The 14741-nt window shown below is 73.1% G+C and carries 19 protein-coding genes; 6 read left to right on the forward strand and 13 right to left on the reverse strand.

All coding sequences use genetic code 11. The features are described from left to right. Window positions 1-79: 79 nt before the first annotated feature. A complete protein-coding gene (locus tag BM051_RS25495) occupies window positions 80-562 on the reverse strand; it encodes an Lrp/AsnC family transcriptional regulator (protein WP_092535652.1) in 483 nt (160 codons plus the stop codon). Between the two features lie 281 nt (window positions 563-843). Between BM051_RS25495 and BM051_RS25500 the strand changes: the two genes are divergently transcribed. Together BM051_RS25500 and BM051_RS25505 are read left to right on the forward strand one after the other, a co-directional pair. After that, window positions 844-1053, forward strand: coding sequence for a BldC family transcriptional regulator (locus BM051_RS25500; protein ID WP_092535655.1), 210 nt, complete (start codon window positions 844-846; stop codon window positions 1051-1053). A gap of 199 nt (window positions 1054-1252) precedes the next feature. Next, window positions 1253-1435, forward strand: coding sequence for a hypothetical protein (locus BM051_RS25505; RefSeq protein WP_092535658.1), 183 nt, complete (start codon window positions 1253-1255; stop codon window positions 1433-1435). 28 nt (window positions 1436-1463) lie between these two features. Here BM051_RS25505 and BM051_RS25510 read toward each other — a convergent pair whose 3' ends face one another. From BM051_RS25510 to hemL, 8 genes are all read right to left on the reverse strand, one after another. Then, the gene (locus BM051_RS25510; protein ID WP_092535661.1) at window positions 1464-2846 is read right to left on the reverse strand and encodes a MinD/ParA family ATP-binding protein; all 1383 of its coding nucleotides are present in this window, start codon (window positions 2844-2846) and stop codon (window positions 1464-1466) included. 69 nt (window positions 2847-2915) lie between these two features. Beyond that, the gene (gene ccsB, locus BM051_RS25515) at window positions 2916-3908 is read right to left on the reverse strand and encodes a c-type cytochrome biogenesis protein CcsB (RefSeq protein WP_092535664.1); all 993 of its coding nucleotides are present in this window, start codon (window positions 3906-3908) and stop codon (window positions 2916-2918) included. Continuing rightward, window positions 3908-5524, reverse strand: coding sequence for a cytochrome c biogenesis protein ResB (gene resB, locus BM051_RS25520; protein ID WP_243859799.1), 1617 nt, complete (start codon window positions 5522-5524; stop codon window positions 3908-3910). The genes ccsB and resB overlap by 1 nt, the downstream gene beginning before the upstream one ends. Continuing rightward, entirely contained in the window at window positions 5521-6294 is a 774-nt protein-coding gene (locus BM051_RS25525; RefSeq protein ID WP_092535667.1) for a cytochrome c biogenesis CcdA family protein, read from the reverse strand. Before BM051_RS25525 ends, resB begins: the two co-directional genes overlap by 4 nt. A gap of 202 nt (window positions 6295-6496) precedes the next feature. Further along, window positions 6497-6904 carry a DUF2267 domain-containing protein gene (locus BM051_RS25530; RefSeq protein ID WP_092535670.1) on the reverse strand — a complete coding sequence of 136 codons (408 nt, stop codon included), beginning with the start codon at window positions 6902-6904 and terminating at the stop codon, window positions 6497-6499. An 84-nt stretch (window positions 6905-6988) separates the two neighbouring features. Next, window positions 6989-7564 (reverse strand): TlpA family protein disulfide reductase, encoded by a 576-nt coding sequence (locus tag BM051_RS25535; RefSeq protein ID WP_092535673.1) that lies wholly within the window; start codon window positions 7562-7564, stop codon window positions 6989-6991. Next, window positions 7561-8193: a histidine phosphatase family protein gene (locus BM051_RS25540; protein WP_092535676.1), complete on the reverse strand. Its 633-nt coding sequence runs from the start codon at window positions 8191-8193 to the stop codon at window positions 7561-7563. Before BM051_RS25540 ends, BM051_RS25535 begins: the two co-directional genes overlap by 4 nt. Further along, complete coding sequence (gene hemL / locus BM051_RS25545) at window positions 8190-9497, reverse strand: glutamate-1-semialdehyde 2,1-aminomutase (protein WP_092535679.1); 1308 nt, start codon at window positions 9495-9497, stop codon at window positions 8190-8192. Before hemL ends, BM051_RS25540 begins: the two co-directional genes overlap by 4 nt. A gap of 137 nt (window positions 9498-9634) precedes the next feature. On the opposite strand from hemL, the gene BM051_RS25550 reads away from it, so the two are divergent. Genes BM051_RS25550 through BM051_RS25560 form a run of 3 tightly spaced genes read left to right on the forward strand, consistent with a single transcriptional unit; the run spans window position 9635 to window position 11440 of the window. Continuing rightward, window positions 9635-10258: a winged helix-turn-helix domain-containing protein gene (locus BM051_RS25550; RefSeq protein WP_092535682.1), complete on the forward strand. Its 624-nt coding sequence runs from the start codon at window positions 9635-9637 to the stop codon at window positions 10256-10258. Beyond that, entirely contained in the window at window positions 10255-11073 is an 819-nt protein-coding gene (locus tag BM051_RS25555; protein WP_092535685.1) for an SRPBCC family protein, read from the forward strand. The genes BM051_RS25550 and BM051_RS25555 overlap by 4 nt, the downstream gene beginning before the upstream one ends. Window position 11074: 1 nt before the next feature. Further along, the gene (locus BM051_RS25560) at window positions 11075-11440 is read left to right on the forward strand and encodes an SDR family oxidoreductase (RefSeq protein WP_092535688.1); all 366 of its coding nucleotides are present in this window, start codon (window positions 11075-11077) and stop codon (window positions 11438-11440) included. Between the two features lie 30 nt (window positions 11441-11470). Here the strand turns inward: BM051_RS25560 and BM051_RS25565 are convergent, their stop codons facing one another. Further along, window positions 11471-11821 carry a DoxX family protein gene (locus BM051_RS25565; RefSeq protein WP_092535691.1) on the reverse strand — a complete coding sequence of 117 codons (351 nt, stop codon included), beginning with the start codon at window positions 11819-11821 and terminating at the stop codon, window positions 11471-11473. Between the two features lie 107 nt (window positions 11822-11928). Here BM051_RS25565 and BM051_RS25570 point away from each other — a divergent pair, with 107 nt between their 5' ends. Further along, window positions 11929-12834, forward strand: a complete 906-nt coding sequence (locus tag BM051_RS25570; protein WP_092535694.1) for a LysR family transcriptional regulator — start codon at window positions 11929-11931, stop codon at window positions 12832-12834. Here BM051_RS25570 and BM051_RS25575 read toward each other — a convergent pair. The 3 genes from BM051_RS25575 to BM051_RS25585 are packed head-to-tail and all read right to left on the reverse strand — an operon-like array spanning window position 12818 to window position 14134. After that, complete coding sequence (locus tag BM051_RS25575; RefSeq protein ID WP_092535698.1) at window positions 12818-13165, reverse strand: hypothetical protein; 348 nt, start codon at window positions 13163-13165, stop codon at window positions 12818-12820. The two genes, BM051_RS25570 and BM051_RS25575, sit on opposite strands and share 17 nt — an antisense overlap. Further along, window positions 13158-13613: a DUF3093 family protein gene (locus BM051_RS25580; RefSeq protein ID WP_092535701.1), complete on the reverse strand. Its 456-nt coding sequence runs from the start codon at window positions 13611-13613 to the stop codon at window positions 13158-13160. Before BM051_RS25580 ends, BM051_RS25575 begins: the two co-directional genes overlap by 8 nt. Continuing rightward, window positions 13610-14134, reverse strand: a complete 525-nt coding sequence (locus BM051_RS25585) for a hypothetical protein (RefSeq protein WP_092535704.1) — start codon at window positions 14132-14134, stop codon at window positions 13610-13612. The genes BM051_RS25580 and BM051_RS25585 overlap by 4 nt, the downstream gene beginning before the upstream one ends. Between the last annotated feature and the right edge of the window lie 607 nt (window positions 14135-14741).

Consider the following 14741-nt stretch of genomic DNA (forward strand, 5'->3'; position numbering starts at 1 on the left):
GCGCGCCACGCGCGCACTCCCTCCACCGTATCGTTCGGCCGCGCTCCTTCCTCGCGCGGCGGGTGCGGCTGGTACAAGGCTATGCGCCGCCGCGCCGGTCGCCGGCGGGCAGGTCGAGCCGGTTGTTATTCGGCCGGCCCTCGAACCGGGTGGACAGCACGACCGTGGTGTGCGTCCGCGCCACCCCGGGGATGCGGCGCAGCCGGCCGAGGGTGAGCTCGAGCTCGTCGACCGTGGGAACGCGGACCTTCACCACGAACGCGTCGTCGCCGGCCACGCCGTAGCAGCTCTCCACCTCGGGCAGCTCGGCGAGGGAGTCGGCGACCTCGTCGTCGTCCGCGGTGTCGGAGGGCAGGATGCCGACGAGCGCGGTGACCCCGAGGCCGACCGACCGCGGGTCGACCACCGCGTGGTAGCCGGTGATCACGCCGGCCGCCTCGAGCTTGCCGACCCGCTCGTGCACCGACGACGGCGACAACCCGACCAGCCGGCCCAGCTCGGCGTAGGTGGCCCTGCCGTTCACCCGCAGCTCGGCGATGATCTTGCGATCGAGGTGGTCCATTCGAGCAACCCTACGAGCCCCGCCCGCCACCCGCCCCACCACAGCCACGCCATGAAGGCCACCATGTTCGCGTCGGGTGCCATGAAGGCCACCTTCATGGCGTTCACCGGGGTCGGGGAAGTGGCCCGGTTTGTCCCATTACTACCTCTTTACTCTCTGACAACCGTTCGAGTACCCGGCGGGTGAGATGCCACGATTGCGCCGTTGGACACCGGGGGCACGCCCGCCACCCAGCGCTGGGCCAGCCCGGTTCACCAGTTCGGCCGTGAAGGAGGCGGAAAGTGTCAGCGACCGTGGGAGGACGGCTGCTCACACCGGGTGAGGTCGCCGCGTTGTTCCGAGTCGACCCGAAGACCGTGACCCGCTGGGCCACCGCGGGCCGGATCGGCTCCATTCGCACACCGGGCGGGCACCGCCGGTTCCGCGAGGCCGAGGTCAACCAGCTCCTCGCCGAGCTCACCAGCGACGCGAACGAGCCGAAGCAGCACTAGCGACACTGCAGGCACAGCAGCGGATCAGCAGCGACAGCGTGACGGGTCGAGTGGACGGGCGAGACCGCCCGGACGCTCGACCCGTTCGTGTCAACTCGTATCCACTCGTGTCACCGGGACCCGGTGGCTCCCAAATCCCGGCAAAAAGGTTAACCTCAGTGGTACGACGCAACGCCCACCACGACGGAAGGGAGCGGGCATGCTGTACTTGCTCGCCGCGATCGGCGCGTTGACCATCGCCGTGCTGTTGTGGAGGGCGTTCGGATCCGAGCGGGTGGGCGTGGCCTCCCGGCAGGCCCCGATCGCCCCCGACGACGACCCCGACTTCCTGCGCAAGCTCGCCGAGGAACAGCGCAAGCGGAAGAAGAACGAGGACGGTTAGCCCCTCCGCGCACTCCCCGGCAGGGCCGTCAGCGCAGCGGGCGGTCGTTCGGGAAGCCGTCGGCGACCGTGGCGGCCAGCTCCAGCAGCGCCAGCCGGGTGTCCGGGTGCAGCCGCTCCAGCTCGATCTCCGCGCCCTCCTCGAGGTGCGGGTCGAACGGGATCCGGCAGACGCCGCTGGTCCGGGCCGCGAAGTGCGCGGCCAGCTTGTCCAGGTCCACCGAGCCGGCCTTCGGGCGCACCGAGTTGATCACCGCTACCGAGCGTTTCACCAGGTCGCCGTAGCCGTGCGCGTCCAGCCAGTCCAACGTGGCCGACGCGCTGCGGGCCCCGTCCACCGACGCCGACGACACCACCACGAGGGCGTCGGCGATGTCCAGCACGCCCTTCATGGCCGAGTGCATGAGCCCGGTCCCGCAGTCGGTGAGCACGATGTTGTAGAAGTGCTCCAGCAGGGTGATGGTGCGCCGGTAGTCGTCCTCGGAGAACGCCTCGGACACCGCCGGGTCCTGCTCGCTGGCGAGGATCTCCAGCCGGCTCGCCCCCTGTGACGTGTAGGACCGGACATCGCTGTAGCGGGTGATCTTGTCCGCGTCCCGCAGCAGGTGCCGCACGGTGGCGGTCGTCTCGATCGGGATCTTCTGCGACAGCGTGCCGCGGTCGGGGTTGGCGTCGACGGCCACCACCCGGTCGCCGCGCAACGACGCGAACGTCGACCCGAGCGTGGTGGTGGTCGTGGTCTTGCCGACACCGCCCTTCAGGCTCAGCATCGCGATCTTGTAGCACCCGCGCAGCGGCTGGTTCACCCGGGAGATCAGCTCGCGGCGCCGCCGGTCGACGGGGCTCTCCCCCGGGTTGATCAACCCGCCGCTGACGGTGTACACCGCCTTGCGCCACCCGGACTGCGGCCGCCGCTTCATCCGCTTCACCAGGTGCGCCGAGGTCAGGTCGGCACCACCGGTGAGCGCGTGCCGGCCGTAGGGCTGCTGGCCCGGCTGGGGCATCGGCGGTGGCGGCGGGTACGGCTGGCCCTGCGGCATGCCGTGCTGTGGTGCGCCGGGCTGCGGCGCCAGCGGCGGCAGGTTGGGGTCGTAGCCGGCCTGGTACTGCCCGCCGGTCGGCGTGGTCTCGGTGTAGTGGGGCGGGGCGTACTGCTGTCCTGGGTGCTGTCCCGGGTACGGCCCGGCGGGGCCCGGTGGGGCGTGCCGGCCCGGCTGGGTCGCCGGAGGCGGGGGCGGGTTCGTCGCCGGGTGCGGTGTCGAGTCGGTGCTCCGCTCGGTGTACAGCGCCGGCTGCTCGGCGGGAGGAGGGCCCTCGGCGGGCGCCGGCTGCCACTGCGTGGGCGCCTCGGCCGCCAGGTCCTCGTGGTGCTCGCCGTGGCCGGGAGCCGGTTCCTCGTTGGGTCCGGTCACGCTCTCAGCTCCTCCGATCGCCTCCCCGTCATCCGCCGACGGTAGCCGCACCGGCGGCGCGGGTCGAACTCAGCCCACCCCGGCGTAGGAGTGCAACCCGACGGTGACCAGGTTGACGAAGAACAGGTTGAACACGGTCGCGGCGAACCCGAGGACGTTGATGGTCGCCGCCCGGCGACCCCGCCAGCCGGCGGTCGCCCGGGAGTGCAGATACGCCGCGTAGATGACCCACGCGATGAACGCGACCGTCTCCTTCGGGTCCCAGCCCCAGAACCGGCCCCACGCCGACTCCGCCCAGATCGCGCCGCAGAGCACGCCGAAGGTGAACACCGGGAACGCGAACACGGTGGTGCGGTAGGCGATTCGGTCGAGCACGTCGGCCGCGGGGAGCCGGTGACCGAGCCGGGCGAAGCGCGCCGGGTCGTTGTCGTGGCTGGTGCGGACCAGGTACAGGATGCTGGCCACGCCGGGCACGAGGAAGATCCCGGACGCCCCCGCCGCGGCCGAGACGTGGATGACCAGCCAGTACGACTGCAGGGCCGGCTGCACCGGTGCGGCCGCGGTGTAGAGCATCGTGCCGCCGACGAACATCAGGATCACCACCGGCAGCAGCACGAACGCCGAGAGGTGGCGCACCGGCGAGCGGCGCAGCACGACCAGCCAGGTGACCACCGCGACCAGGCAGACCGCCGAGATGTACTCGTACATGTTGCCCCACGGCACCCGGCTGGTGGCCAACCCGCGCAGCACGAGCGAGGCGAGGTGCAGCAGCGCGGCCAGCACGGTCAGCGCCACGCCCATCCGCCCGATCCGCTCGGCCCTGCCGATCGGGCGGGCCGGCGTGGCCGGGGGCGGGCCGGCCGGCGCGGTCGCCGAGGTCTCCACCGGGGCCCCCGCGCCGACCAGCTCGCGGCTGCGCTCCCGGGTCCGCTGGGCCGCCTGCCGGCCCTTGCGCCCGAAGGACTGCTCCACCAGGAAGAAGACCATCGCAGCCACGTAGATGGCCACGGCCGTGGTGTAGGACCAGTCGCTGTACTGCGACAGCGTCTCGTTGACCGGCATCAGGTGCGCCCTTTCTCGGTGATCTCCACCTTCTCCTGCGTGCCCGCGGCGCCGAGGATCTGGTCGGCGAGTCGGGTGAACTCCTCGCCGTATCCGGCCTGGTCGGTGCGGGCCAGACCGGCCACTTCTACTACAACGGGTCGTAGATTAGCGGAACCGGCCTCGGGACGCACCCGTACCCACAGCCGGCGCCGCTTGACCAGCAGCGACCCCACCAGACCGACCATCATCGCGACGGCGAAGCCGAGCACCCAGCCCTGCGTGGGGTCGTGCGACACCTGCAGCGACACGAACCGCTCCACACCGGAGAACTCGACCTTCGTGCCGTCGTCGAGGGTCAGTGACTCGCCGAGGTCGAGGTTCTCCCTGGCCACCCGGACCAGCCTGCCACTGTCCACCATGGACCGGTCGACGGTGAAGATGGACTGGCCGCGGCCGGAGTCGACGCCGAGGTCCCCGCGCAGGACGTCGACCGCCACCGCCGGGTCGGCCAGCTCGGGTCCCGCCGAGCTGAGCACGCTGCCGTGCAGGAACTTGGTCGGCGCGAACAGCCCGGTGATCGCCAGCTGCCGGGTCCGCCGCTCCGCCGAGTCGGTGATCCCCGGCGGCTCGAACTTCGTCGCCCCCTCGGACAACAGCGTGGTCTGGTCCGTCGGCCGCCACTGGATCGTCTGCGTGCGCACGCTGCCGTCCGGGAAGGTGACCGTGAACGTCGGCGCGTAGCCGTGCCCGAGCAGGTAGACCCGGTCGCCCGCGGTGCGCAGCGGCTCGTTGACCCTGAGCTCGTAGGGCCGCCAGGTGCCGGTCTCCAGGTCGGCTCCGGACTGGTACTCCAGGTCGGCCTCGTAGTGCACTGGCTGGTTGGTCTCGCTGAACTCGGCGCGGAAGCCGTTGACCCGGACGCAGAACGGGTTCAGCCCGGTGCCGTCCACCCGCAGCCCGGGGTCGAAGGAGTCGTAGTTGTAGATCCCCGCGTTGCAGAAGGCCTGCCCGTCGGCGCGGACGATGACCTGGCCCTCGTAGGAGTACAGCTTGCCCAGCGCGAACGCCACGATCAGCCCGAGCATGGCGAAGTGGAACACCAGGTTGCCGGTCTCCCGCAGGTAGCCGCGCTCGGCGCTGAGGCTGACCGCGCCGTCCGGCTCGATCCGCCGCTCCACCCGCCAGCCGCGCAGCCGCTGCCGGGTCGAGGCCAGCACCGCGTCGGGATCCGAGTCGGCGATCGCCCGCCGGTGGTGCGGCATCCGGGACAGGTTGCGCGGGGTGAGCACCGGCCGGGCCCGCATCGCGCGGACGTACTCGAACGTGCGCGGGGTCAGGCAGCCGACCAGCGACACCATCAGCAGCAGGTAGATCGCGGAGAACCAGACGCTGGAGTAGACGTCGAAGAACTGCAGGCGGTCGAGCAGCCGGCCCCACCAGCCGTGCGCGGCGATGTACTCCTCGGTCTTGGGCGGGTTCAGCTGCCGCTGCGGCAGCAGCGCACCGGGCAGCGCGGCCAGCGCGAGCAGGAACAGCAGGATGAGCGCGGTGCGCATCGAGGTCAGTCCGCGCCAGGTGTTGCGGGCGAAGGCGAGCGCCCTGCGCACCGGCGTGACGCGGTAGGTGGTGCTCACAGCGGCAGTTCCGTGTCCGCGACCACGCCGTTGCGCAGCCAGCCCACGAAGTCGCCCCACACGCCGGTGACCAGCAGCACCCCGACGACGAGCAGCAGCGCGCCGCCGGCGATCCGCACCTTCCCGCCGTTGCGGCGCAGCCAGCCGGTGGCCCGCACCGCCCACCCCGCGCCGAACGCGAGCAGCAGGAACGGCACGCCGAGGCCGACGCTGTAGACGAGCAGGAGCAGGAAGCCACGGGCCGCGCTGCCGCCGCTGGCGGTGGCGAGGGTGATCACCCCGGCCAGGGTCGGGCCGAGGCACGGGGTCCAGCCGAGCCCGAAGACCGCGCCGAGCAGCGGGGCGCCCCACAGCCCGTGCCGCGGCACCCGGTGGAGGCGGACCTCCCGCTGCAGGAACGGGAACCAGCCGAGGAAGACCAGCGCCATGGCGATGGTGACCACCCCGCCGATCCGTTGCAGCAACTCCTCGTTGAGGAGCAGGGCATCGGCGAGCCAGACGAGGCTGCCCAGCCCGGCGACGAACACGACGGTGAAGCCGAGCACGAACAGCCCGGCCGCGCCCGCCATGGCGAAGCGGCCCTTCTTGCGCTCCTCGCCGGCGTCGACGGCCGGCGCGTCGGCGCCGACCAGCGCCGCGAGGTAGGCGAGGTAGCCGGGAACCAGCGGCACCACGCACGGCGAGGCGAACGAGATCGCCCCGGCCAGCAGGGCCACCCCCGCCGCGAGCAACAGCGGCCCTGAGGTCGCCAGCTCGGTCACGGTGTCCACCCGATCAGGGTAAGGAATGAGGTTCTCGTCAAGTCGACCGGCCGCCGGAGGACCGCGACGTGCGAGTGGCGCGGCTCACCCCGCCAGCCGCCTCGTGCCCGTGGAGCCGTCGCCGGCGACCAGACACGCGGCTCACCGTGCCCCGACCGTCACCACGGTGGCGGGCCTGATCGGGGCGCACTCCGTGCGCCGGTGGCTCCGGTCAGGTTCGTCGTTGCTCGTGGACCGGGGCGGTGGCGAGCAGGTCGTGGCGGTACTCCTGGGGCAGTTGGGCGACCAGGTCGTCGAGCTCGCCCTCGGTCACGGTCTGCCGGATGACGGCGACGACGGCGCGCGCGTGCTCTCGGGCACCGTCGAGGGTGCAGTCCCGACCTTCGGCGGCGGCCACCCGCCGGTAGAACTCCCCGAGTCCGAACTCCTCGCCACTACCGGTGTCCGGGAGCGCCTCGGCGATGGCGGGAGGCAGCTGTGCGGCCAGGTCGTGGGGTTCCCGCCCGGCCAGTCGCTGGGCGAGAACCTCCAGGGTGGCGCGGGTCGCGGCGGCGGCGTGGTCGTTGTCCTCCAGGCCGGCGATCTCGCGGACCTTCGCCACGATGTCGTGCTCCTTCATCGCCCCTCCTGTCGTTGTCGGTCCCTGGGTCCTGCACTACCCGGGTTCGCGCCACCGCAACCGTCGGTGGGGACGGGAAGGACGCTACGACTCGGCCTTCAGCCGCTCGATCAGCGGGTCGAGGTCCTCGGCCAGCAACGGGCGCAGGAACACCGCGGCCACCCGCTGCCGCTCGTCCACCACGATCGTCGACGGCACGATGTTGCGCGGGTAGCCGGACAGGGGCAGCAACACCCGCCCCGACTCGTCGTAGATCGACGGGTAGGTGATGCCGCGGGCCCGCAGGAAGTCCTGCGGCAGCTGGCGGTTCGGCTCGCGGACGTCGATGCCGAGCACCTGCACGTCGTCGCCGTGCCGGTCCTGCACCTCCTGCAGCTCCGGCACCTCGGCGCGGCACGGACCGCACCACTGGCCCCAGAGGTTGATCACGACGACCTTGCCGGCGAAGTCGGCCACCGAGATGCGCTTGGACTCGTCGAAGAGGTCAGGGCCGGCCAGCTCGGGGATCGGCTGGCGGTCCGCGCCCTCGTAGTAGATGTCGCTCTGGCCGTTGGGTGAGACGAACTCGAAGCTGCTGCCCGTGGCCACCGCGTCGTCGCCGGTGGTGCACGCGGTGCCGGCGAGCAGCACGGCCAGCACCAGCCCGAGAGCCCGCCTCATGCGCCGGTCACCATCGGGTCCGTCGCGCCGGCCGGCTCGCAGTAGACGAGGTCGACCAGCTCCTCGTCGGCGAAGACCAGGCTGGTCAGTGACGCCAGCGAGCACTGCCGGCGGCGCGGGTGGTGCCACAGCCGGCGGCCCTCGAGGAAGCGGCGCAGCGTCCAGATCGGCAGCTGATGCGAGACGCACACCGCCTCGTAGCCGGCGGCCCGCTCGCGCGCACGGTGCACGGCGGCGAGCATCCGGTGCGCGAGCTCGACGTAGGGCTCGCCCCACGACGGCCGCAGCGGGTTGCGCAGCTTCGGCCAGTGCCGGGGTTGGCGCAGCGCGCCGTCGCCGACGCTGACCCGCAGCCCCTCGAACGCGTTGGCGGCCTCGATCAGCCGCTCGTCGGTGGCGACGTCGAGCCGGTGGGCCGCGGCGATGGGCGCGGCGGTCTCCTGGGCGCGCTGCAGCGGCGAGGCGACGACGTGCACGACCGCGTGGCCGGCGAGGGCCTCGGCGACGGTGAGTGCCTGCCGCCGGCCGCGCTCGGACAGGCCGTAGCCGTCGAGCCGGCCGTAGAGCACACCGTCCGGGTTGTGCACCTCGCCGTGCCGGAGCAGGTGAACGATGGTGCGAGTGGTCACGCCGGCCTCTCCGCCGCGGCGGCCGCCCGAGCCGCGTGCGGCAGGGCGGCCTCGATGGTCTCGAACGCGGCGTCGTCCATCGCCGCGTTGACGAACCACGCCTCGAACGCGCTCGGCGGGGCGTAGACGCCGTGGTCGAGCAGGGCGTGGAAGAACGCGGGGAACCGCCAGGACTCGGCGGCGGTGGCGCCGGCGTAGTCGTGCACCGGCGCCTCGGTGAAGAAGACGCTGAGCAGGTTGCCGGCGTAGGACACGGTGTGCGCGACGCCGGCGGCGGTCAGCGCCTCGCCGAGCAGCGCGCCGAGTCGCTGGGAGTTGGCGTCGAGGGCGCGGTACACCGCGTCGTCGGCGGCGCGGAGGGTGGCCAGCCCGGCGGCGACCGCGACGGGGTTGCCGGAGAGCGTGCCGGCCTGGTAGACGGGGCCGTTCGGGGCGAGCCGGGCCATCACCTCGGCGCGCCCGCCGAACGCGGCGGCGGGCAGGCCACCGGACATGACCTTGCCGAAGGTGTAGAGGTCGCCGGGCACCGCCTCGACGCCGAACCAGCCGCTGGCGGAGACGCGGAAGCCGGTCATCACCTCGTCGACGATCAGCAGGGCGCCGTGCTCGTGGGCGAGGTCGCGCAGGCCGGCGTTGAAGTCCTGGCGCGGCGGGATGGCGCCCATGTTGCCGGGGGCGGCCTCGGTGATGATCGCGGCGATGGAGTCGGGGTTCTCGGCGAAGGCCCGCCGCACGGCGTCGAGGTCGTTGTAGGGCAGGACGATGGTGTCGGCGGCCTGCGCGCCGGTCACACCGGGCGAGGTGGGCAGGCCGAGGGTGGCGACGCCGGAGCCGGCCTGGGCGAGCAGGGCGTCGACGTGGCCGTGGTAGCAGCCGGCGAACTTGATGATCTTGCCGCGACCGGTGTGGCCCCGGGCGAGGCGGATGGCGCTCATCGTGGCCTCGGTGCCGGAGTTGACCAGGCGGATCTGCTCCACCGGCTCGACCCTGGCGATGATCTCCTCGGCGAGCTCGACCTCGCCGGTGGTGGGGGTGCCGAAGGACAGGCCGGAGGTGGCCGCCTCGCGCACGGCCGCGACGACGTCCGGGTGGGCGTGACCGAGGATCATCGGCCCCCAGGACGACACGAGGTCGACATAGCGACTGCCGTCGGCGTCGGTCAGGTAGGCGCCCTCGCCACGCACCATGAACCGCGGCGTGCCCCCCACCGCGCTGAAGGCGCGCACCGGCGAGTTCACCCCTCCGGGGGTGACCGTGGTCGCCCGCTCGAACCATGCCTGGGACTGCTCGACTCGCTGTGTCACGACCTCCAGTCTGGCAAACCGGCCCACCCCTGCCGGGCACGGGCCGGCCCGGAGCGGAAAGCCGGGCCGGCCTCGCGCCATGGCGCCACCGCACGAGGCGATTGACAAATTAATTTGTCAATGGTTCGCTCGACCGCATGCGAGACGTCGACGTGATCGCGGACCCGGCTTCGGCCGCGGCCGCGCTGGACCCGGTGCGCGCCAGGCTGCTGGCCGAGCTGCGCGAGCCGGCCTCCGCGTCCGCGCTGGCGAGCCGGCTCGGCGTGCCCCGGCAGCGGATCAACTACCACCTGCGCCTGCTGGAGAAGCACGGGCTGGTGGAGGTCGCGGCCACCCGCGCCTGGGGCGGGCTGACCGAACGCCAACTGGTCGCCACCGCCGCCGGGTACGTCGTCTCGCCCGAGGCGCTCGGCGCCGCGGCCAGCACGCCGCGGCCGTCGGCCGACCGAATGTCGGCCGCGTACGTCGTCGCACTCGCCGCCCGCGTGGTCGCCGAGGTCGGCGGAATGGCCCGCAACGCCGCGCGCCGGCGCACCCGGCTGCCGGTCTTCGGGTTGGACGCCGCGATCCGGTTCGGCTCGCCGGCCGACCGGGCCGCGTTCGCCGACGAGCTCACCACCGCGGTGAACCGGCTGGTCTCGAAGTACCACGACGAGCGCGCACCGGACGGCCGCTGGCAACGGTTGACGCTCTCGGTCCATCCCGTGCCCAAGGGTGTCGATCCCGGTGCGCCACGAGAGGACGGTGGGGAGTTCCGATGAGCGACGCCGAATCCCCCGATCCGTCCACCCGGTTCCGGAACAACGAGATCGAGGTCCCGGGCACGCCCGACGCGGTGTGGCGCACGATCGCCACCGGCCCCGGGCACGCGGCCTGGCTGTTCCCGGCCGACATCGAACCGGGCGAGGGCGGCGCGGTGGTGATCCACCGCGAGCCCTACGGCCACGACGTGACCGCCGTCGTGACGGCATGGGAACCACCGCGCCGGTTCGCCTACGACGAGCCGGTCGAGCCGGCCACCGGGCCGCTGACGACCGAGTTCCTCGTGGAGGCGAAGCGCGGCGGCCACTGCGTCGTCCGCGTCGTCTGCGGCTTCCGGGACGGCGGCGACGGCTGGGAGGACCTCGTCGAGGGTGCCGCCGAAGGCTGGCGGATGTCGTTGACCGTCCTGCGGGCGTACCTGCGGCACTTCGCCGGGCGGCCGGTGGCGAACCTCGACGCGAGCGTCGACCTCGGCCTTGCCGCGCCGGACCGGGCTCGGGCGGCCGCCGTCCTGCTCGGCTCGCTCGGCCTGGCCGGACTGGCGCCCGGGGACGCGTTCCGCACGGCGGCGGGCGCGCCCGACCTCGCCGGGACGGCCGAGCACGTCAGCGAGGGCTACGTGCTGCTGCGCGCCGCCGAGCCGTGCCCCGGGTTGTACGCGATCTCGTGCTTCCCGATGGCCGACGGCGCACCGCTGTCGGCGAACGTGCTGGCCCGGTTGTACGGAGCGCCGGCGGGGGCCGCCGCGCGGGAGCAGGCGACGTGGCGAACCTGGCTCGCCGGGTTCCGGCGAGAACTCGACCTGGGAGGATGAGATGCTGCTGCGGAACAAGAACGCGATCGTGTACGGCGCCGGTGCGATCGGGCGGGCGGTCGCGCTCGGCTTCGCCCGCGAGGGCGCGAAGGTGCACCTGGCGAGCCGTGGTCCCGAGCGCATGGACGCGCTCGGCCCGCACGGCATCCGGGTCGTCGGGGTGAAGACCGGCGGCGTGCCCGAGAGCGTTCCCGAGGACTTCGCGGGCCGGGACGCGCTCGTGGAGATGCTCGTGGAGCCGACCATGCTCGGCAGGGCGGCGACCCTCGAGGACGTCGGGAACGTCACCGCGTTCGCCGCTTCGGACCGGGCCGCGTCGATCACCGGCGCGGAGATGAACATCACCTGCGGCGCGATCATGGACTGAACCGGCGCCATCACCGGCCGCCCCGCGGGTTCACAGCGTGGCGAGGCGCAGGGCGAGCGCGGCGACGGCCAGCACGAGGAACGACGCCGGGTAGCGCAGGTCGGCGTAGCAGCGAGCGCGCGTGACGGAGCCGACGGCGCGGACGAAGTACCCGACGAGGCCCACCGCGGCCGCGACCCCGATCGCCGGGACGGCGAAGCCCACCAGTAGGCCGAGCGCGCCCACCGCCTTCGCCACGCCCAGCGGAAGGATCCACGAGTGCGGGATCCCGTACCGGGACATGTTGTCGAGGATCCACTGGACACGGACGAAGTCGGCGACGGCGGCCGCGAGATTGGCCACCGCGGTCAGCACCGTGACGACGACATAGGCGGCGAACACCGGACGCTCCCTTCCGACCCGGCCCGAGCTCGGCCCGAACGATCGACGACCCAACCCTGACCGAGCGGCCGGCTGGCGTCCAATACCTGCGCCTATAACCTCGGGGAATGGATGTCGACACCCGGCTGGTGCGCTACTTCCTCGCGGTCGCCGACGAGGGCAGCCTCACCCGCGCCGCCCAGCGCCTCTTCGTCTCCCAACCGGCGCTGACCAAGCAGATCCACCGCCTGGAGACCCAGCTCGGGGTGCGCCTGTTCACCCGGTCCCGCGCTGGAATGGCGCCCACCGCGGCGGGGCGGGCGCTGGCCGAGCGGGCACCGGGCCCGCTGGCGATCTGCGACCAGGCGTTGCGGAAGGCGAAGAGCGCGGCGAGCCGGGCGGCGCGGGTGCTGCGCGTCGGGTTCCTCGCCAGCGCGGCCAACGAGGCGACCCCCGACATCATCGCCAGGTTCGGCCGTGCCCGGCCGGGCTGGCGGGTGGACATGCGGCAGGCGACGTGGTCCGACCCGACCGCCGGGCTGACCGAAGGGGAGGTCGACGCCGCGCTGCTGCGGTTGCCGTTCCCCGGCCAGGACACCCTGCGCGTCGAGGAGCTGCTCACCGAGCCGCGGTGGGTGGCGCTGCCCGCCACCCACCCGCTCGCGGCCCGCGCCGAGATCGCCTTTCGGGAGCTGGCGGACGAGCCGTTCGTGGCCGCGCCGGCGGAGACCGGCTGGTGGCGCGACTACTGGCTGGGCACCGACGAGCGCGACGGCCGCCCGCCGCGGATCGGCGCGGTCACCGACCAGCCGGACGCCTGGCTCCAGGCCATCGCCAACGGCTACGGCGTCGCGCTCGCCCCCGCATCCGCGGCGCGGTTCTACGCCCGGCCCGGCGTCGCCTACCGGCCGGTCACCGGCATCAGCCCCAGCAGGGTCGGCGTCGCGTGGCCACCGGACGCCGACGCGAACCCGGCGGTCCGGGACTTCGTCCGCTGCTGTCTGGCGGCGACGCGGCTCAGTCCCTCTTCTTGAGGTGGCGCCGGCGCCGCGAGCGGCGCGGCGCGCGGACGGCGAGCAGGAGCTGCCGCACGGCGTCGATGACGAGCAGGCCGGCGAGGGTGCCCAGGCCGATGGCCATGGCCACCCAGTTGCCCGCGTAGTGGGTGGACGCCAACTCGGTGCCGTCGGCGAGCCGCGTGACCACCGGGGTGACGGCGGTCGACCAGGACACCGTGGCCAGCCACCCGGCCCCCGCGGCGAGCACGACCTCCACCAGCGCGACGGCCGACCGCCACGGCTGGTGCAGCCGGTCCCGGTTGGGCGCGGCCCCTGGCCAGGCGGGTGCCCCCGCGACGTCACTCATGCCGGCGATTTTCCCACGCGTCCAGCGCCCGGCGGAGCGCGGCGCGCAACGCCTCGGCGTCGCGGGCCCAGGCCAGCACCGCCCGGCCGTCGTCCAGGGTGAGCGGGACCTCCTGGTACTTGCGCGGCACGGTGTAGCCGCCGCCGAGCGGCTTCGCCCGAGCGGGCGGGTCCCCGTCGCGCACCTCGGCGATCCGTTCCACCGGCAACGCCTCGCGCCCCTGCCACAGGACCATGTCCGTCACCCGCACGGAGAGGAACCGCCGCCGGGCGTACACCCACAGCGCGCTGGCCAGGAACAAGCCCACCCCGATGACGGCCCACGCCACCACGTGCGTCGGCCCGCCGAGGGCCAGCTCGAGCAGGAAGCCGGCCAGCGCGAAGCCGGGTCCCCACAGCAGCGGCGCGCCGCCGGACCCCGGCTCGTCGTACAGCACGGTCTCGCTCACGGCAGCGACTTCGGCACCTTGGGGAAGTAGTCGCGGACGCTCGGCAGGTACATCAGCACCAGCGCGATGATCGCCAGCAGCGCCGACAGCGAAGCGATCAGCCGGTGCCCGAAAAGGGTGAACTGGAAGACGATCGTCACCGCGGCGAGCACGGTGAGGACGGTCCGGGCGGAGCGGGTGCCCTCGCGCGCCTTGTAGCCGAACAGCGCGAACAGCCCGGCGAACGCCATGGCCCCGATGAAGATCGCCCAGAGGAAGGTCGTGGTGCCGGAGGCGATCTGCTCCTCGGTGATCCGCGCGTCCCGGGTCTGCCGGACCAGCTCGGCGATCACCGCTTCCTTGTTCATCAGCACCACCAGGTAGCCGATGACCATCACCAGCCCGGACGCGATCCACAGGCCGAACGCGACGTTGACCGGCGTGGGCGGGTCGACCGTGGCGGGCGGGTCACCGGGCAGCCGTGGCTCGGGCGCGCGGCCCCGCGCGCGGCGCTCGTCGTCGGACTCCTCGGGTGTGCTCACCCGCGGGAGCCTACCGGCGACCGCAACACCACCGACCCACCCCGCGTTCCACCGAGGCGCGGCCGTCACCCGCGGAGGTTCCCGACAGGACGCGAGGCCGCTCCGGAGGAACACCTCGACGAGGCGCGCCTCACCCAGCGCGGGGCACCATCCGTCGTTCCCACCCGGGTCGAGGCACGCTATGAGGCGCGGAGGCACCCGCTGTTCCCACCCGGGTCGGGGCACGCCCCCACCCCACGGGTTGCAGGCTGCAGCCACTCCCTCTCCCCACCCCGATCCGAAGCCGCTGTGCGGTCGGCGGTGCCGTGTCAAGGCACGCTTTCCCGCCTTGACACGGTGCCGACGACCGTCAACACAATCAGGCTTCGGGGTGGGGACCACACCTGGGACGAGGTGCGGACCGCAACACCCGATGACGCGGTAACCCCGGCACGGGATGCACCCGCAGCGGGGATGCGAGATGTGCCCGCGGCGCGACACCCGGCGCCGTGCACCCGTCGAGTTGTTCCCATCCCCCGAAAGGGATCCACAGATTTCGCGCGCACCGTCCCAACTTCCCGGGCGGCGATACGCTGGAGCGGCTCGGCGACCCCCGGGGTGGGCGGGG

The sequence above is a fragment of the Amycolatopsis arida genome, assembly GCF_900115565.1.
Taxonomy (GTDB): Bacteria; Actinomycetota; Actinomycetes; order Mycobacteriales; family Pseudonocardiaceae; genus Yuhushiella; species Yuhushiella arida.